Source organism: Sphingomonas sp. BL-S-05 (assembly GCF_055521695.1).
In genome coordinates, this window is record NZ_CM145499.1 from 1,820,954 (window position 1) to 1,838,763 (window position 17,810).

Here is a 17,810-nt window from a genome sequence, read left to right on the forward strand (position 1 = left end):
GCCGGCCGGTCTACCTTCGCCTTCGCGATGAAGGCGCATCGTCATTCGACCGAATGCAGGAAAAGGTTGGTCAAACCTTCGTCATCATCAGGATTACGAGCCGCAGATCATCGATCCGCGCAGCCGGATCGTCACGTTGCGACGGGTGACGATCAGCACCGCGTCGGTAGTGACCGTTTCGTAACCCATCGCCCGAATCCGGGCGGTATCCACGACTCGCATGGTCAGGTCATCGGCCCGCCAAGCGTCATGGGTGAACGGGAAAAGGGGCTTTGCATCGCGTCGTGGTTTTAGGATGACGATGCGACCGCCGACTTTGGTCATCGCCGTGTTACCGGCAGCGACGAAGTGGATCGGTCCGCCCCGACGCGGCGACCAGTAGCAACCGGTCCCGTCGAGGTTGGCCGACCGCCAGTCGGCCATCGTCGTTGCCTCCAGCACGACCGGTCGAGGTGCGGCAGCCACTGTGACGGTGGGTATCAATGCCGCGACTATGCGCAGCGTCAGCCGATACCTCATGCGTCCACCTCAATGATGCTGCGCTCGCCCATGATCCGGTGCGAGCGGGCGACCTGCGCGCCCAGTGCCCGCTGCACCAGCCAGAAAAAGGTGGCGGTCGCCGCCTGCGGCCATTCTCCCGCTAGCCAGCGGTCGATACGGAACTGGGCTGCAACAAGGCCGATGGCGAAAGCGATGCCAGCCCACCACATCGCCAGCCGTGCGGCGAGATAGACGCCGTCGACGATCCATAGCCGGAAGCGCGACGCCGCCGGATTCCAGATCGCCCAACCGAACAACACCAGCGGTGCTGCTGCGCCGCCGCCGTAGGCGATCGCCGGGTCCAGGTTCGCCGCCACCAGAAGATAGGCGAGGAACGCGACCCCGCCCAGCAGCAGCGCTGCGCCCGCCGCGCGGAAGAACCCGATCCGCCCGAGCACATCGCCGAGGATCATGCCGATGAGGTAGGGCATGTGCCGCTCCGCTTAAAAAGAGGTGCCGACCGCGCCGAGCCGGGCAGTCACCGCCCGGTCGACCAGCGCGCGGGCTTCACGGTCCGCCGCGCTGCTTGGCGACAGCGTCAGGTGCATCCCGGTCGAGTCCACCTCGAGCGACATCGTCTCGCCGTCCTTACCCTGCGGTGCGATCAGTACCCGTTGGCGCGGGCCATAGATCGATGGGCCGTAGCGAGCGATCACCTCGGCACGAATCTGCTCGTGGCTGCGGCCAGCTTGCGGCGTCCGATACTGGACCAGACCAACCCGGCCACCGTTCGGCGTCGGGGTGATATTGAGCGAAATGCTCTCTTCGCCCTTGGCGGCGCTATAGCTGTACACGCCCGACCGTGCGGAGTTTGGCGGCATCTGGTCGCGACGTCGGGCAACCGCATCCGCCACGACCTCTGCCCAGCTATCGCCGGGATTGGCACGCACTGTCCACCCCGTCCGCTGCAGCAGCGCCACTGCGTCGGCCGCCTCCATACCGGGGCGGATGCCGGCAATGTCGAGCGTCTTGGCCGGCCTGGGTGCCGTCTTCATCGGCTGTGCTGCGCTCGGTACGCTGACCATACCGCCTATCGCCAGCAGCATCATGGTCGGGATCGCCATCGTTCTGAAAATCGTCATCGTCACTTTCCTCGTTCGTTGGACCCGCGACATCGTTCGCCGGGAAGCCGTGCCGACGTCGGAAATTTTGGTGGTGTTCGGCTCTGTCGCCGACTGGCGGCGTCAGCCCGCAGGCGGTGCGCGTGCGGCGAGGTGGCAGGTCATCGCAGCACCAGCGTCACGTATCCCGCCGTGTCGGTCGCACCGGCGACATGGCCGGCATCGAAAGCGCGGGCGATGCCGAAGCGCAGCGACGACATCGGCGACAGTGCCGCCGACCAGCTGAGCTCCACATCCAGTTCGCGCGCAGATGGGGCCAGATCGACCACCGCCGTCCGCGTCGCCAGCGCCCCCGACATCAGGTCGTAGGTCACCGGCACCAGCATAGTGGCCCGCGCGCGTTCAACACGAAGGGGTGAGGACAAACCGAGCGTTGCCATACCACCGAGCAGGCCGCGCGAGCCTTCGACCGCGAAGGCGGTGCTGAGTACCGGCTGGGCGAAGCGCATCATGGCAGATCCGCCCGAAACGCGGGTGGTGGCAGCCGTCGACCGCGCCGAAAGCGCCACCCCGGCGATGGTGCGTCGCATCGTCAGCGTCGCGATTGTCGTCGTGGCACCCGCCAGCCCGAGGTCCAGGCCGCCGCTCATTCCCAGCGCCCGGCCATGCTCGGCAAGGTTGGTCAACTCCAAGCCGATCCCAAGCGGCGTCGTCACCGCGATAGTGCGCTGCCCGGTACGACGATCACGCGAGATGCCTGACGCGAACGACGCCGACCAGCCCCCGCTGGCCCAGCTCGATGACATGCCGACCGTTGTTGCGCCGATCCCGCGCAACGGCGATCCGGCAAGGGAGGCACTTTGGCCGATCGCCACGTTCGCGCCCAGCGTGACCGTCTGCCCCGGTGCCGGAGAAAAAGAGGCAAAAGCCGGACGGTTGGATCGCGCGCCCTGCCAATAACCCGTGGTCGTCGCCGGCGATACAAAGCCGAACCTTGCATCGGTCGCGTTAGGCATCAGCCAAGGCGGATCGACCGGCGTCAGCATCGCACCGGCCGAGAGCCCAGAGCTCTGCGCACGGATGCCGGATGCACCCGTCATGTGGAAGTCCCGGCCATAACGGTCGAGCACTGTCATGCCGGCAATCTTGTCGCCCAACGCCGCCGCACCGGCGCCACCACCGAACGGACCCGAGACGGTAAGCGACGAGTACCGGCCCAATACGGTCTGCGCGGCCGCGAAGGCTGCAGCAGGCGCCTGCGCCTGCAACGCCTTTTCGATGTTGAGAATGCCAGCGCCAAAGATCGGATCGACGCCCGGCGCACCGGCGTCGGTGGCGGTGTCGAGCAAGATGCGGCTGATCGCCTTGCCGCCAAGCTGCGGCCAATATTGCTTGAGGAGCGCGGCGGCACCAGCCACTGCGGGAGCAGCGAAGCTGTTGCCGGTCTCCGTCACGATCGCGCCGTTTTCATCCATGGTCTGCACGGCGTTACCGCCCGCTGCGATCATGCGATCGGCGAGCGGGCCTGGGCTTCCGTTGGCGCTACGCGGATTGCCGTTGCGGTCGACGCCGATCGCGAACAGGAACCAGTCCTTGTTGGCACGATCAGCGCCAATGAGGTTCTCGGCGAACTGACCGGTGAAGCTGTCTTCGTCGGTGAAATTCGAGATGGACTGCACGAACAGCCGATCGGTCTGTCGTACGGCGTCCATCGCTGCACGCTGGTCGATCGCCTGCTGTCCGGCGACGCTCCCGTTGGCGCTCAGGTTGATGACGAACGCCCCCTTGTCGAGAGCGTAGCGGATGGCGGGCGCAAGCAGCGCGGGGTTCGGCCCACTTCCTTCCGGCACGGCGCCGGATGTGGGCGTCACGTTCGACATGTCCGGCCCGCTGATCTTGAGCGCCAGGATCGTCGCATCAGGCGCTACACCCTGAATGCCATTGCCGTCGCGGCCACCGGCGGCAACGCCGGCGACCCTTGTGCCGTGACCAATCACATCCTTCACTTCGAAGCGGATCGTCTCAGCGGCGCAGGTACCGCAGCGGGCAATCTTCTGGTCGAAGGCCGTACTGTCCGGCGAAATGCGCCCGGCGAATTCGCGGCCGGAGGTATCGATGCCGGTGTCGAGGATCGCGATCGTCACGCCCTTGCCGGTGATCCCTCGATCATAGGCATAGGCGGCTTTGGCGGACACAACCGAACCCGACGCCTGATACTCTGCGCTGCTGGCGGATGATGTTGGTGTCGGCGACGGCGTGGGAGTCGGTGACGGCGCCGGACTGGGTGTCGGGATCGACCCGGAAGAATTGATGCCACCGCCTCCACCGCATGCGGCGAGTACCAGCGTCACCGACGCGGCCGTTGAATTCCTGAAGATGGCAAGCCGTCTATTGCGGCTTCCGATAAGTGCACCCACGCCCGCCCCCGTCCGCGTGGTGCCGATCGGCTTCCCCAGCCGGCGGCACCGCCTTGTAAAAACGAGGCGGTGCCGGCCCGTGGGCCGGAGATTGGAAACCTGCGGAAAGACAGGCGCGAGCGTCTTTAGGCCCCGAAGAGCCTTGGACATACACGCCCGCTCCCCGGCCGAATGAAATTCGGGCCGGGCATACGGCGACTTTCCGACGAGGTTTCCACGCCTCGGTCCGCCTGCTGGCGAACGCTTCGACTCTACCCTAGGCAGGTTAACAATCTCAAGCGATGATCGTACCGCCTCGCCTGATCGCGCACGAAATGGTCTGCCGAGATCACCGTTCGTGTTCGGACTTTTGGGGGATCGCCGGTGTTTGGTCCTTATCGCGTCCCTTCGGCCGAGTGCGTGCCTGCTCGGAGTCGACGCTCTCCGCCTGCGCGAACACCCCACGCTGCTTGGTCGCCGTGGCGACTGGCAACAGGTCATTAGGTGGCGAAGCTGGTTCGGCTTCCGGAATTGTGGGATCGAGCAGGGCGGTCGCTAACGGCAGCGCAGATACGCCCGTTGTTCGTTCAACCGCATCTACATCGAGTACCCCCGTCGAAACCGACTGCTGTTGCACTGTATGAATATCCGCCAGATCGCTTTGCGCTTTCACAGTGGATTTGAGGCGCTGCCACACGCCCCGTTCGCGGGTCGGCAGGTCAGCATCGTCGATGTCGTACCGACCGTCGGCGTCCAGCCACACGCGACCGCGTTTTGTCCGCAGCATCGCCAGCGCCTCATCATAGATTTCGCGCTGACGGCGCAGAGCGGCTTGATGTCGCGCCGCCTGCATCTCGCCGACGATTGGACTTGGCGGGGGCGTCGGGGTCACGAAAGTTTCGCCATCCGTGCTCGAAGTCCGGTCGCCGCCGACCGTTCGCCCGGTATCGTGCTCGATAGCGATGGGGTGCTGCGGGATCGCTGCAACCCATGTGGCGATGTCGGCGACCGTCTGCACGGTGTGCGACCGCATACCCGCAAGATGAGCTCTCAGGATCTCACGGTGTTTTGCCAACTCGGATGCGCCCGTGGTCGCGCCGAGATCATGGCGCATCGACGTCAATCTCTGGCTGACTGCCGATCGCGCAGGCGTGAGTTTGGCTCGGGCAGCGCGGGTCGCCTGATCGGCGACGGACATTTGTCGTTCGAGATGATCCCGCATCTTCGCCTTCAACGCGGCGGGCGATGGCATGATCGCCTCGGCATCCGACAGCTTGATGGCCACGCCTAAGCAGCGGCGCCGCACGATCGCCTTGGCGCTGCCCAGCCATTTGGCGGCGTCGACCAAGCCGGTGCGGACCTGCCGGAGCTGATCCTGCAGGATCAGAAGCGAGGCATGGCGGTCGTCAGCTGCCGCCAAACGTCGCGCCGCCCAGGTTGCTTGCTGTCCGACCTTGCCCCGAACAGGCTGCGCCATACCGCGGTCGCGATTGGACAGCGGCGTGTAGCGCTTGTCGATGCCGGCTTCGCGCAGCGTCTCGTTGATCGCGACTACTACGGCACAACGGCGCTGCATGATCCCGGCCGGCGTGTTGATCTCGGTCCGCTTGGCGACGGCGAAATTCCATTCATAGGGTGCCACCCGCCGACAGGGCCGCATCGAATAGACCAGATGCAGGTGAAAATTGCGCTGATCACCGGCGGCGTCGGGAAGGTGAATGCCGACGGTATAGGCCAGCCCGAGCCTTTCCAGCTGGCGGCAGATGCGCTTCACCGCCTGCCGCCGTTGCTCGGCGGTCAGTTCGGCGGGGAGCGCGATGACCTCGACGAGATAGACGTTCGCATTGGCCCGGTCGTGTGCCTCGATCGCCTCTGACGCGCGGTAATGGGCGACGAGTTCGTTCCGATCGTCAGCGATGTTCGACCACCAACCGCGTTCGCCACCCTCCAGCGCTTCTTCGCGCACGCTATAGAGCGCAGCCCGCTCGGCCTCGCCGGCTCGCCAGCGACGACCGTTCTTCGAGCCGAAACCCCGCGCGGTGAAGGCGAAGTGGATCGAGTGCCGGCCGTCAGGTCCGCGCGCGTTGGTTGCACCGGTCGTACCCTTCAGCATCTGCTCCACCATCCGGGTGAACAGTCTGCGCGGCGTGCGTGATCTCGTGCGCGGACGGTCACCTTCGGGCATTTTGATGTGCAGGCGGCGGCTGAGAAACGCCTCGGCCTCGCGTTCGCTCATCGCCTTGCGCCGCCGCCTGGCACCTTCGTCTGCACGCTCGGCGCTCGCTTCTTCACGCTTGCGCCGACTGGTCAGATGCCGAGCGCTGCGGGCATCGGCAAGCGCTTGGGCGGCTTCCCTGTTACCTGCCTTCAGTTCCGCATAGTCGATCGCCACTGCCACACTTCCATCGTTCAATCAGGAGGGGGTGGGCGGATCGTTGTTCGGCTTTGGCAGAACAACACTTTATCGCGCACCACCCCCTATAACCTGTCACCTTCTGCCTTACTCCTGCTGGTGTCTCGTCAACTCAGCCCCGGAAAGATGTGCGCGGCGTCGATCAACTTTGTGCCATTAAGTTGACGCTTGGCGGCGACGGTCGTGGGTACCGCGATGGGCATGAGCACCGCCCAGACCACTGTTGATCGCCTCCGCGATCTGGCTACCAATCTTGCCGCGAGCGAAGATCGCGTTGCGAGCAAAGTCGCGATCGCGGCCACCAGTGCGGCCGAACTGCGGCGCCAGTACCGCGCGGCGGACAAGCGGCGTGGCGGACCGGGATCGGCCGATGCCCGCAAATATGCGCTCGGCTCGGCCTTGGTACTGGTCGGGATCGACAGCGGCGAAGACACTGCCTTGCTCGGACTCATGGCGCATCCCAAACGCATGGCGCGCTGGATGCAGTTCGCGATGGCGGCCGGTGCCGGGCCGATGTTCGGCGACATCGTCCGCTGGATCTTCAGCGATCCCGGCCGCCTGTCCTGGTGCGAGCAGTGGGGCGTGATCCTGCAATGGCGCAGGCGCGCCGCGCTCTACGAACAAGAAGTCCGGCGCTTTCTCGAGACCGGGCCACTCGACCCGCGCGCGTCGTGGCGGCGCAAGCCGATCACCATCGGGCAGGCCGCGCTCATCGATGCGCTGGTGGGCCTGCTCGGCGAACCCGTCCCAGATCTCGCAAACCGTGGCGCTGCTTTCGCATGGCTCCGCGCGCGCGGCGGCAATCCCACTTTCTGGCGCGAGCCTTCGCTCCCGCCCCATCTGGAGGAAGACGATGAATGACGAACACCCATCGATAGACGAGGCATATGCTGCCCACCTGCACCTCGAACGCCAGTTCAAGGATGCGATGGCCGCGTTCGATGCGGAGAGCGCCGCAAAGCGGACCGGCCATGACGCCTATCGTCACGCCGAGGAACTGTGCAGGCGACTGGCGGAAAGCGCCGGGGCGCTCCAGATGCGGATCGACGATATGGTCGGCAAGCTGTGACCCAGGTCCGGGTCAGCCGCAAGGAGCGGCGCAAGCAGCAGGCGGCCTTCGGCAAGCAGCGCTACGAAGGCAGCTATCATCAATTTCTCGACACCGCGGGGCGCAAGACCGACGTCGACATGCTGCTCGCAGGTGCGATCGCCAGTGGTGGGGACTTCACCACGCTGGTCAGCGACATGCATGACCGGATCTATGCCGAAGGCGCCGCCGAGGCAGATTACGGCCGGCGTCTCTTCTCGCCCACCCTCGGCGACATCCGGTCGTTGCCCGCAGCGATTCTCGACGCCAAGGAAGAACTGCCCCCGCTCGATCTGATCCCGACCGATCGCGGAGCGCTCAACGCATTCCTGCGCGGGCTGATGATGCGCAATGGTGCAACCAACAATACCGACGTCATCGTCAGCGGCTGGGCAGGGAAGATTGCGCCGGAAAAGGCGTTCAACCTCCATGTTCAAGCCTTGGCGACTCTGCGCGATCACGACCAGCAACTATATGCGGCTCTGGTCGGCGGGCGGTTCGCACTGGTGATCCGTCGCTTGCAGAATCTGGCAAGCAACGGCCCCGCCTCCATCCCGAAGCTGCGCAATCTGCTTGTCGCGCAGGCATTGATCTGGTGCGCGCATGACGTGCAAATGGTCGGCGCGCGGCTGACGAAGGCCCCGTCGTTCGGTCATCTGGTGCCCGGGTCCAGCCAGCCGATGGCTCCAGAACGGGCGCTCAACCAGATGCGGGCACGCCGGACCGCGCTCGAGACCGCGCTCGACCTGTATTTCGGCTCGGGCGACTGGCGCTTTGGCGAAAGCGCATGCGTGCCGAGCGGCGTAAACCTGCCGCTGACGAAGCACTCCGATCCGCTCATACGGATGATCGCGAAGCGAATTCGCAAGCATCCCGATATGCTGGAACACAGCGGCGAACGTCTCGATCTGCTCCCCCTGATGCAGCACGCCGCAAGGCGCCTTCGCGAAGACGATGCGCTGATGGCGCGGACCGCAACGCCGCAGACGCGCGGCGTTGGGGCCAAGGTGTTCACAACCGAGTGGTATGGGCTGCCCGTGCTCGCGGCCTTAGCCGTCGCTATCCGCCGCCTTGTGCAGGCGGAGCAGGAGCTGCCGGCAATGATCGACGCCCTGATTGCCGAAAATGTGCTCGCGACGCCGTTGGGCGCTTATTACGGCGAACGACAGGCGCACGGTTCCGTAAGCCGATCGGAAGAATTACTGGTATTCTATCGACAAACCCTGTTTGATTACGCTGGGGGTAGGCCAGATGCAGCTTGCCGGCCATGGAAAGCTACAAAGGCGTCAGTTGATTTCCTTGTTGAGCGCGGGGCACGCGAGATAGGAGATTATCATGGTGCCTTGGCGAACCCCCGGCGGTCGTTTTATTTGCTCGACGTTATTCCAGAACACCGCTTCGCCGTAGGCTAACCTTTTCTTTCTCTGTCCATTCTGTCCGCGGTTTGATTTACGACATCCTTGAGACCTGCCGTTTTGTCCCAGTTCGCGACCAACGCTTGACTCGGCATGGTTGTGTTTCTGGCGACGTACGATTGACCCATTTCTCCGTGTCTAATCGACAACGCCGGAAAATAGCATTTGGGAAAACTTTTCGAAAAGTCAGTATCGCTGGCGCTTACGACGCTTCCTCGCCCCTGCGGCAAGCTCGCTTCGCGTTCGTTTGTGGAAAAGGATGCGCCCCAGATTGACGATGCAGCGATGTAGGCACCAATTGCGATCACCACGACGGCGAAGCCGCGCTCGAGCAACCCCTTACGCGCGCCCAACTGCTTGCCGAGCGCGATACCCACGACCGTCCCTCCGCCCCCGCCGACGACCAGCAGCGCGGTCACACCCCAATCGACCAGCCCCGACAAGGCATAGGACGTGGCTGTTGTCAGCCCCAGCACGCTGACGACGACCAGCGACGTGCCGATTGCGAAGGACAGCGGCATCGCCGTCGCGAGGATCAGCCCCGGCACAATCAGGAAGCCGCCGCCGATCCCGAAGAACCCGGCGGCAAGCCCGACCCCCAACCCGATCGGCACCAGACGCGGCAGCAGTGTCGCGGCGCTGTCGCGGGTCAGGCGCACGTCGGGCACTTCCGCCGTGCGGCGCTTGCGCAGCATCGACAGGCCGACGCCGATCATCAGCAGTCCAAACAGGACGAGCAGCCGCTTGCCGTCGAACGCCTTGCCCAACTCCGCCCCCAGCGCCGCGCCGATCATGCCAGAGACGGCGAAGACACCTGCGCACCGCCACTTCACCCGGCCTGCGCGGGCATGGCCGACCAGGCTGGCCAGCGCGTTTACAGTGACGGCGACGGCGGCGGTCCCGATCGCAGCGTGCGGCGATCCGACGCCCACGACATAGATCAGGAGCGGCACGGCGAGGATCGACCCGCCCCCGCCGACGAGGCCAAGGATCAGACCGATTACGCCGCCCGACATGAGCGCGGCAAGGGTGGCGGCGGTGTCCATATCACCTCAGGCGACCGCGCGCCGGTTCCAGGGCATGACGCGCAGCAGATTAGCCATGCCGCACCACCCCGTCACGCCGGCGAACATCAGCCCCGCCCCGACGAACGCCGACAGCCCGAAGAAGCCGGGCGCGACGAACGTGCCGAGCAGCACGCCGATCAGCACCAGCGCACCGGCAGTAATCTGCACCTGCCGCATGATTTCCAGCGGTTGCGATCGATCGGCGACGGTTGGCTGTCCTGCCTGTCGCCACGCCTCGATGCCGCCCCCGAGGATATAGGCCGGCGCGTCACCCGCTGCCGCGCCGAGCTGCGCCGCGTTGGCGGCGGTGCGCATCCCCGATTTGCAATGGAAGACGACCGGGCGGTCGTCACGCGGCAGATCGCCGATCCGGTCCAGCGGCACGTTGATCGCACCGGGGATGCGCTCACGCGCATGTTCATCGGCCCCGCGTATGTCGATCAGGCGCGCACCGGCATCGATCGCGGCACGGGTGTCGACGGGGGAAAGGGTCGCAAGCGTCATCGCATCAATCCTTGCAATAGAGCTGGTAGAGGGTGGCGAGCAGCGTTTCGACGCGCGCGTCCGCAATGGCGTACCAGAGCGTCTGGCTCTCCCGCCGGTAGGTGACGAGGCCTTCGTCGCGCATCTTCGCTAGGTGCTGTGAGCAGGCCGACTGCGACAGGCCGACATCGCGCGCCAAATCACCGACTGTCACCTCGCCATGCTCGACCAGCTTGCACAGCAGCATCAGCCGTCGCGCATTGCCAATCGCCTTCAGCGTGTCGGCCACCTGTCCGGCCTTTGCCTCGAAGGTTGCCAGGTCCATCGGCGGTTTGAGCATCATCGTCACTCCATTAGGCATTGCTTATGTAGCAGCATCTAATATATTAGCAAGAGCTAACGGAGGAAATCATGACCCAGCCCTTCATCGAGGCATTCTTCGACGAGCCGACGAACACGATCAGCTACCTCGTCGGCGACCCCGCAACGCGGATCGCAGCGGTAATCGATCCGGTGCTTGACTTCGACATGGCGAGCGGTGTCGCCGACACCCGCTCGGCCGAGCGCATCGTTGCCTTCGCCCGCGAGCAGGACTGGCGGATCGCGATGGTGCTGGAAACGCACGCCCATGCCGATCACCTGTCGGCCGCCCCCTTCATCAAGGCGCATACCGGCGCATGGATCGGGATCGGCGCGCATATCCGCGACGTGCAAAAGATCTTCCGCCCGGTGTTCGCGATGGACGACCTGAAGACGGACGGTTCGGACTTCGACCGATTGTTCGAGGATGGCGACCGCTTCGCGATCGGCGCGCTGGAGGTCGAGGTTCTGCATGTCCCCGGCCACACCCCCGCCGATGTCGCATACCTGATCGGCGATGCGGCGTTCGTCGGAGATACGTTGTTCATGCCCGACTATGGTACCGCCCGCGCTGACTTCCCCGGCGGCGACGCGCGGACGCTATATCGCTCGATCCGCCGCCTGCTGGCGCTACCCGACGCAACGCGGCTGTTCCTGTGCCACGACTACAAGGCACCGGGTCGCGACGACTATCGCTGGGAGACGACCGTGGGCGAACAGCGCCGCACGAGCGTCCACATCCATGACGGCGTGAGCGAGGACGCGTTCGTCACTATGCGGGAACAGCGCGATGCCGGGCTGTCGGTGCCCAAGCTGCTGTTGCCTTCGATCCAAGTCAACATCCGCGCGGGCCATTTCGACGAAGCCGAGGCAAACGGCATCATTTATCTTCGCATCCCGGTGAAGTGGCGCGATGGCTGAGGTTCCGTGATCCAGTGTCTGATCGGCCGATCGGCCGATCGGCGCTGAAAGGAGAAACGCTACCTGCCCGTACAGCCATGTGCCGGCGGTTAGAAGGAGAACATGATCGAGGCATAGCCGTAACTGACATCGCGCGGGTCGGGTGCGTTAGGCGCCTCGCGCAGAAACCGCCCCTTGAACAGCCGCGCATAGCCGAGATCGAGCGCTAAGATATCCGCGACCAGATCATATTCGACCTGCAGCTGCACCTGCTGTCCGGCATTGCGCCCGGCACGCCCGGTGGCGTCGCGCACGTCGCTGTTGCTGAAACGATCGACCGCACTGGCGAGGCGGAGCAGGCGGTAATCGCCCATCACCGACAGCCCGCCTGTAGGGGCAGCCTTCAGCCGTACGCCGGGGGAGAGCATGTTCGACCGGTCCGCCGCGCCGAATAATTCGGTCGGCCCGAATTCGAACCGCCGTGCGCCGTACAGTGTGTCGAACCGGCCGATCCGATCCTCCCGCCTGTTGCCGGTATAATAGTCGAAGAATGCGGTCAGCTCGAATTTCCATCCGCCTGCGAAGCGATAGCCGACATCGCCATGGAAACCATAAGCCGCGACCGGTACGACCGGTTTGCCGCTGTCCGGGCTGCCATCGCGCCCACGTCCATATTGCGCCATCGCCTCGACCTCGAACGTCATGCCCTGGTCGGGACGGACGAACAGTCGCGCCCCCGGCGTGACCAGCCGCCGGTCGCTGCGATCCGCCTGGCTTTCGCCGCGTTCGATCAGGCCATAAACGTAGGTTTCGAAACGCGTTTCTCCCCCGAGAGGCATGCGGTTGAAGGCACCGAACAGTTGCAGATTGGTATTCTCACGATCCCATTGCGGCCGGTTGCGCCGGATCGCGATGATGCCGGTCGGCAACCGGACGGTAGGCATGGTCCAGAAAGCGACGAAGGCACGATCGTCGTCTCCCTCGCGCGTCAGCCGCAGCCCGGTGAACGACGTTACCGAGGTTCGAAACCCCTGCCGCGCGACGAGCCGTTCGGACCCCAACTGCATCGTCATCCGCCCGGCCTTCAGATAGCTGGCACTGTCGCTCCCCAATGCCTCGCCAAGGTCGCCTTGGGCATAATATTGCGAAAACTCGAGCACGTTGACGACATCGGTCCCGACCGACGATCCGCGCCGCTGGAAATAGGCGCGCGCGTCGTGGAATTCCGTGCCCAGTCGCACCGGCCCGGCGTCATATTCGGCGAACAGTGTCGTGCGCAGTGCCAGCACCTGATCGCGGTTGACCGCGTCCTCTCGAAACTGGCCGTCGATCGCCTCGAACCGGGCACGGACGCTGCCCGACAGGTGCCAGTTATCGGGCGCGCCGACCGCTTCGTGCAGCAGACTGTCCTTGGTCATCTGCGCCGCCGCTGCGGATGGCAGGACTACCGCCAGCAGCGCCAGCAATCCAAGGGAGGGGATGTTGTCCGGTTTGCGCAAGCCTGCTCCCATGGTCGGTCCTGTTCAACGCAGCGCTTCTTCTATGACCCGCCCCGCCATCCGGCTTGAAATATCGACCGGGCCGATCGATCCCCCGTACAGCGCATGTCAGGGGCGACGTTGCTCCTCACGATATTCCTGCAACACCTCCTGCACATCGCGGCGGTCCTCGCGCGATACGGGTTCGGGGCGTTTGCTGTCCTCAGGCCGTCCGGTCAGGCACAGGCGGGCATGGACCGGCAAATGGTCGGAACCGACATCCTCCAGCACCGCAAGATCGCGCACGGTGAATTCCGGCGTCACGAACAGGTGATCGAGCGGCCAACCGAGCAGCGGCGTTCGTGCCGGAAAGGTGGCGAACGTGCCGCGCCCGATCCGCGGATCGAGATAGCCGCCGACGCGCTTGAACAGCTGCGACGTGTGCGACCATGCCACATCGTTGAAATCGCCGATCGCCAGAACCGGCAGTCTCGTCCGGGCAGCGCGCCGTGCCGCAATCGCTATCTCGGCGTCGCGTGCCTCGGTATCCTGTCCCGGCAAGGGCGGCCGGGGATGCAACGCGATCAACCGGAACGGGTCCCCCGCAGTCAGTTCGGCATGCATCGATGGTGTGTTCTTTTCGGCGATCGTTTCGATGTTGGCGTCGCGCATCGGCAGCCGGGTCGCCAGGATCATGCCATAGGTGTTGCCGAGAGGGCGTTCGAGCCGGTTCGGATAGCGTGCCAGTTGCGGTGCCAGCGCCGCTGCCCAGCGCTTGTCGGTCTCCATCAGCAACAGGAGGTCGGGGCGGACCCGATCGATCAGTTGTGCCGTCCGGCGATAGTCGCGGTTGGATTCGAGGACGTTCAGCGAGAGTATGCTGAAGCAACGATCCGGTGAGGCGGAACCGGCCTTCGCGAACGCCAATTCCGTCCGGGCGAGCGGCGTATAGGGATAGATGCGATAGAGCTGCCACCCGGCCGCGACCGCGCAGCACAGCGCGATCCAGCGTCCGACCCGTCGATCCAACCACAGAGCCGCCCCTCCCGTAAACAGCAGTGCCACCAGGATCTGGACCCGCGGGAAATCCCAGATCCTGATCCACCATTCGTTCGATTCGATGATGCTGAGCGCGGTGACCACGACCAGCAATCCGGCAAGGGCGCGGACGATATAGACGAGAATGCGCATGGCAGGATTCCAGGGGGGGGGGGGGGGGGGGGGTGGCGCGGTCGATCGGCGATCGGGCCGCAGCATCGTTCAGAACGGAAAGAAGACCGGGATCGTCACGATCGCAACGGCGAAGGTGATGAGGTTCAGGGGCAAGCCGACCTTCACAAAGTCCAGGTAGCGATAGCCGCCCATCTGGTAGACGATGACGTTGGTCTGGTATCCGAACGGCGTCGCGAACGCGGCGCTGCCCGCCATCATCACCGCGACCAGGAACGGGCGGGGGCTGACGCCGAGGCTCTCCGCCAGCGCGACCGCGATCGGCGTGACCAGAACGGCCACAGTCGCATTCGACAGCAGCTCGGTCAGCACCATTGTCACGCCGTACAGCACGATCAGCGCGGTCAGCGGTCCGAATTCCTGCATCGATCCCACCAGCGCCCCGGTCGCCGTCGCGGCGAGGCCGCTTTGCTCCATCGCCAGCCCGATCACGACCATGCCGGCGATCAGGATCAGGATTTGGGGCCTCAGCCCGCCATAGGCTTCGTCGGCGGTGATGACGCGCAGCAGGATCAGCAGCACGGCCCCGGCAAAGGCCGATGCGGCGATCGGCGCGATGCCGGCGGCGGCCACGGCGATCGCGCCGGCGAAGACGGCGAACGCGATGGCAGCCTTGGCCGGCTGAAAGACGCGATGTTCCGCGAACAATGTCGGGTCGCCGACCTGGGCGTTCGGCACGTCGACGTCGCGTCGGTCGGGAACCGGGCTGTCATCGGCGATACTGCCGCGCATCAGCTTTCCGCTGAACAGGAACAGGTAGATCGCCCCCGCCAATGCGATCGGCAGGCCCACGGGGGTGATCTCGAAGATGCCGAAGCGCGGTTGCCCGGCATTGCGTGCCATGTCGTCGACCAGCAAATTGGTCGACGTTCCGATCAGGGTGCAGCATCCGGTCAGCACCGTAATGTAGGACAGCGGCATCAGATAGCGTTTGGGCGGCAGTTTCAGGGCGGTCGCGACATCGCGCACGACCGGCGCACCCAGCACGACGATCGGCGTGCTGTTGAGGAAACAGGACGCGACCCCGATCGCACCCAGCATCAGCCAGATGCCGGCCGACCCCAGCCGCTTGCACATCCTGACCGCAGCCTCGATCGCGCGATCGAGCAGGCCCGACAGTTCGAGGGCATAAGCGATGACGAACAGCGAGGCGAGCGCGATGATCGCCGGGCTGGCGAAGGCGCTCTGGACGTCGATCGGCCGCACGACGCCGGCAATGAGCAGGACGGCCGCACCGCTGAGCGCTACGACGTCCGAGCGCACCTTGTCCCAGATCAGCGCCGCGACGACCAGCACCAGCACCAGCAGCGTCAGCACCTGATCGAAGGTCACGCGGCTATCGCCCGGGCAGAGGACACGCCGCAATCGGGCAGCACGTCCGGGATTATATCGTCGGATGTCATGGCCTTGGGTATGCCAATTTGGCGAGCTTTGCTATCGGTGGTGTATGAACGAGCCAACCTTGCGGAACAGCCGGCTTGCGCTGGCAGGCGGTCTGGCGATTGCCCTGGCAGTCGGCGGAACCGGGTTCCTGATCGGGCGGGGCACATCCCCGCGCGAGGTCGCGCCGCCCGCCGCTGCCCCGGTCGCGACGGCACCTGCGGTTGTCCAACCCGCGCCCTCGCTGCCCGACCCGCGCGATATCGTCAAAACCCGTGCCGACCTGATCGCACTGGCATCGCAGGCAGCGGATGCGTTCGCATCGGGCCGGTCCCTGCCGAAGGCGGCGGCCGATCTGGCGGGGCAGCGGTTCGAAGTGCGGCTTCCCTTCGGATGTCGCGGGCCTTCCGATGCGGACAGCGACAGCCCGATGCGCTGGCGCTACGATGCCGAGGCAAAGGCGCTGCGGGTCCATGTCGCGCCGGTCATCTGGAGCGGGGCGGATCTGGGCGCGTCGGAGGATGGATCGGCGACCGGCACGATCGCGGAAGGGTTCTGGATTCCCCGCCCGTGGACGGCGAGCGAAACCTGCCCGGCGGCGCAGGACAGCGCCGCGCCCACCGGCGCCGATGCGGTCACCCTGCCAGGGCAGACATTGGCCGTCGCCCAATTTGCCGATGGTGCCGGGCAAGGGCTACGGGACGGAAAGCCCTACGAGACCGTGGTGCGCGCGGCCCCGGACGAGGTGCCCGCCGATCAAGGCCTGCAGCTTCGCCTGCGCGGCCGGATCGGCGGAACGGCGGATCGATCGCCCGTGGCCTGTCGACAACCTGCCGGCCCCGAACAGCGCCCGATCTGCATCATCGCGGTGACGCTGGACGATGTGGCGATCGACAACCCGCGAACCGGCAAGACGCTGGCCACTTGGAGCGCCGACCGGGCGAGCCTGCCCGATCGATAGGGCGTCGCGGGTTACCGGCTGGCCGCGGCGATCACCGCCCGCGTGACATCGCCCATCAGCCGCATCCGCACCGGAATGGGCTGGCGCGTGCTCGCGATCATCACGGCAAGCGCATAACGATGCCCGTCCGGCGCCACGAGCAGACCGACATCGTTATAGCCGGTCGACAATTTGCCGAGATCCTGCCCGGTCCCGGTCTTGTGGGCGAGCGTCCAGCCGGGACGAAGGCCGGACTTGAGGCGTAGCGGACCGGTCTTGCTGGCTCGCATCAGCGTCAGCAGCGATGCGGTCGACCGGTCGCTCAGCAGCCGGCCCTGCGCCAGCAACGATAGCCCGAGTGTCACGCCATTGGCCGATGCGCCGTCCATCGGTGCCTCAAGATAGCGGCGCAGCGCTTTGTCCCGCGCCACATAGGACATCGCGGCGCGCGCCTGCAGGAACCCCCAGCCACCCGCCCATTCGGGACGCCATGCCAGTCCGGCGGTACGCGCCTGCAACTGCCGTTCGCCGGGACCGAAGCGGACACCGGCAACACCTTTGTCCTTTAACATCCGGTTGACGGCCACGGGACCGCCGATCCGCCACAGGAGCACATCGTTGGCGGTGTTGTCGCTGCGCGACATGGCGCCAAGCAGCAGATCACCGACCGTCGTCTTGTAGCCCGTTTTTCCGACCAGCGTCCGGATCGGCTGGTGGAACAGGGTCAGGTCGGCGCGAGTGACGGTCACCGGATCGGCAAGCGACAATCGCCCCCGATCGACCGCATCCATGACCCCGATAGCGACCCATAGCTTGCTGACGCTCTGCTGTGGACGCGGGGTGTCGCCCTGCCAGTCGACGACCCAGTTTTCGTCGATATCGCGCACGCTGATGCCCACCTCGCCCTCAAAACCTGCGCCCAGTGCTTGCACGGCGTTCAGCAGGTCCGCCGATGGCTGCGGCCGGGCGACGACCAACGGTGCTTCGGGAATGACGGATGCGGGAGTACGATTGGCGACCGGGACAGGAGGCGGCGGGACGGCAGGTCGACCGGCAGGAA

Annotated in this window: 16 protein-coding genes and 1 pseudogene; 5 read left to right on the plus strand and 12 right to left on the minus strand. The window is 65.5% G+C overall.

Annotation, left to right across the window (positions count from 1 at the left end; all coding sequences use genetic code 11):
• Window positions 1-93 precede the first annotated feature (93 nt).
• The 5 genes from ACZ1JS_RS08475 to ACZ1JS_RS08495 all read right to left on the minus strand — a co-directional run bounded on the left by ACZ1JS_RS08475 (window position 94) and on the right by ACZ1JS_RS08495 (window position 6,389).
• Complete coding sequence (locus tag ACZ1JS_RS08475; protein ID WP_465168534.1) at window positions 94-519, minus strand: hypothetical protein; 426 nt, start codon at window positions 517-519, stop codon at window positions 94-96.
• Window positions 516-971 carry a hypothetical protein gene (locus tag ACZ1JS_RS08480; protein ID WP_465168535.1) on the minus strand — a complete coding sequence of 152 codons (456 nt, stop codon included), beginning with the start codon at window positions 969-971 and terminating at the stop codon, window positions 516-518. Before ACZ1JS_RS08480 ends, ACZ1JS_RS08475 begins: the two co-directional genes overlap by 4 nt.
• Window positions 972-983: 12 nt before the next feature.
• A complete protein-coding gene (locus tag ACZ1JS_RS08485; protein WP_465168536.1) occupies window positions 984-1,622 on the minus strand; it encodes a hypothetical protein in 639 nt (212 codons plus the stop codon).
• A gap of 140 nt (window positions 1,623-1,762) precedes the next feature.
• On the minus strand, window positions 1,763-4,168 hold the full coding sequence (locus ACZ1JS_RS08490) for a S8 family serine peptidase (protein ID WP_465168537.1): 2,406 nt from the start codon (window positions 4,166-4,168) through the stop codon (window positions 1,763-1,765).
• A 178-nt stretch (window positions 4,169-4,346) separates the two neighbouring features.
• Complete coding sequence (locus tag ACZ1JS_RS08495) at window positions 4,347-6,389, minus strand: MobA/MobL family protein (protein WP_465168538.1); 2,043 nt, start codon at window positions 6,387-6,389, stop codon at window positions 4,347-4,349.
• A 222-nt stretch (window positions 6,390-6,611) separates the two neighbouring features.
• Between ACZ1JS_RS08495 and ACZ1JS_RS08500 the strand changes: the two genes are divergently transcribed.
• From ACZ1JS_RS08500 to ACZ1JS_RS08510, 3 genes are read left to right on the plus strand one after another with little or no spacing between them, the layout of a single operon-like run.
• Window positions 6,612-7,271: a hypothetical protein gene (locus tag ACZ1JS_RS08500; protein WP_465168539.1), complete on the plus strand. Its 660-nt coding sequence runs from the start codon at window positions 6,612-6,614 to the stop codon at window positions 7,269-7,271.
• Window positions 7,264-7,479: a hypothetical protein gene (locus tag ACZ1JS_RS08505; RefSeq protein ID WP_465168540.1), complete on the plus strand. Its 216-nt coding sequence runs from the start codon at window positions 7,264-7,266 to the stop codon at window positions 7,477-7,479. Before ACZ1JS_RS08500 ends, ACZ1JS_RS08505 begins: the two co-directional genes overlap by 8 nt.
• The gene (locus ACZ1JS_RS08510) at window positions 7,476-8,909 is read left to right on the plus strand and encodes a hypothetical protein (protein WP_465168541.1); all 1,434 of its coding nucleotides are present in this window, start codon (window positions 7,476-7,478) and stop codon (window positions 8,907-8,909) included. Before ACZ1JS_RS08505 ends, ACZ1JS_RS08510 begins: the two co-directional genes overlap by 4 nt.
• A gap of 272 nt (window positions 8,910-9,181) precedes the next feature.
• Here the strand turns inward: ACZ1JS_RS08510 and ACZ1JS_RS08515 are convergent.
• The 3 genes and pseudogenes from ACZ1JS_RS08515 to ACZ1JS_RS08525 all read right to left on the minus strand — a co-directional run.
• Window positions 9,182-9,958 (minus strand): annotated as a pseudogene (locus tag ACZ1JS_RS08515) (sulfite exporter TauE/SafE family protein); the annotation flags it as partial.
• Between the two features lie 6 nt (window positions 9,959-9,964).
• A complete protein-coding gene (locus tag ACZ1JS_RS08520; RefSeq protein WP_465168542.1) occupies window positions 9,965-10,483 on the minus strand; it encodes a rhodanese family protein in 519 nt (172 codons plus the stop codon).
• 4 nt (window positions 10,484-10,487) lie between these two features.
• Entirely contained in the window at window positions 10,488-10,805 is a 318-nt protein-coding gene (locus tag ACZ1JS_RS08525; RefSeq protein WP_404720949.1) for an ArsR/SmtB family transcription factor, read from the minus strand.
• Window positions 10,806-10,873: 68 nt separating this feature from the next.
• On the opposite strand from ACZ1JS_RS08525, the gene ACZ1JS_RS08530 reads away from it, so the two are divergent.
• Entirely contained in the window at window positions 10,874-11,743 is an 870-nt protein-coding gene (locus ACZ1JS_RS08530) for an MBL fold metallo-hydrolase (protein WP_465168543.1), read from the plus strand.
• An 89-nt stretch (window positions 11,744-11,832) separates the two neighbouring features.
• Here ACZ1JS_RS08530 and ACZ1JS_RS08535 read toward each other — a convergent pair whose 3' ends face one another.
• From ACZ1JS_RS08535 to ACZ1JS_RS08545, 3 genes are all read right to left on the minus strand, one after another.
• Window positions 11,833-13,221, minus strand: a complete 1,389-nt coding sequence (locus tag ACZ1JS_RS08535; protein WP_465168544.1) for an alginate export family protein — start codon at window positions 13,219-13,221, stop codon at window positions 11,833-11,835.
• A 108-nt stretch (window positions 13,222-13,329) separates the two neighbouring features.
• Window positions 13,330-14,391: an endonuclease/exonuclease/phosphatase family protein gene (locus tag ACZ1JS_RS08540; RefSeq protein ID WP_465168545.1), complete on the minus strand. Its 1,062-nt coding sequence runs from the start codon at window positions 14,389-14,391 to the stop codon at window positions 13,330-13,332.
• Window positions 14,392-14,460: 69 nt separating this feature from the next.
• The gene (locus ACZ1JS_RS08545) at window positions 14,461-15,762 is read right to left on the minus strand and encodes an SLC13 family permease (RefSeq protein WP_465168546.1); all 1,302 of its coding nucleotides are present in this window, start codon (window positions 15,760-15,762) and stop codon (window positions 14,461-14,463) included.
• A 115-nt stretch (window positions 15,763-15,877) separates the two neighbouring features.
• On the opposite strand from ACZ1JS_RS08545, the gene ACZ1JS_RS08550 reads away from it, so the two are divergent.
• Window positions 15,878-16,771, plus strand: a complete 894-nt coding sequence (locus ACZ1JS_RS08550; protein WP_465168547.1) for a hypothetical protein — start codon at window positions 15,878-15,880, stop codon at window positions 16,769-16,771.
• A gap of 11 nt (window positions 16,772-16,782) precedes the next feature.
• Here ACZ1JS_RS08550 and ACZ1JS_RS08555 read toward each other — a convergent pair whose 3' ends face one another.
• Entirely contained in the window at window positions 16,783-17,742 is a 960-nt protein-coding gene (locus tag ACZ1JS_RS08555; RefSeq protein WP_465168664.1) for a serine hydrolase, read from the minus strand.
• Window positions 17,743-17,810: the final 68 nt, after the last annotated feature.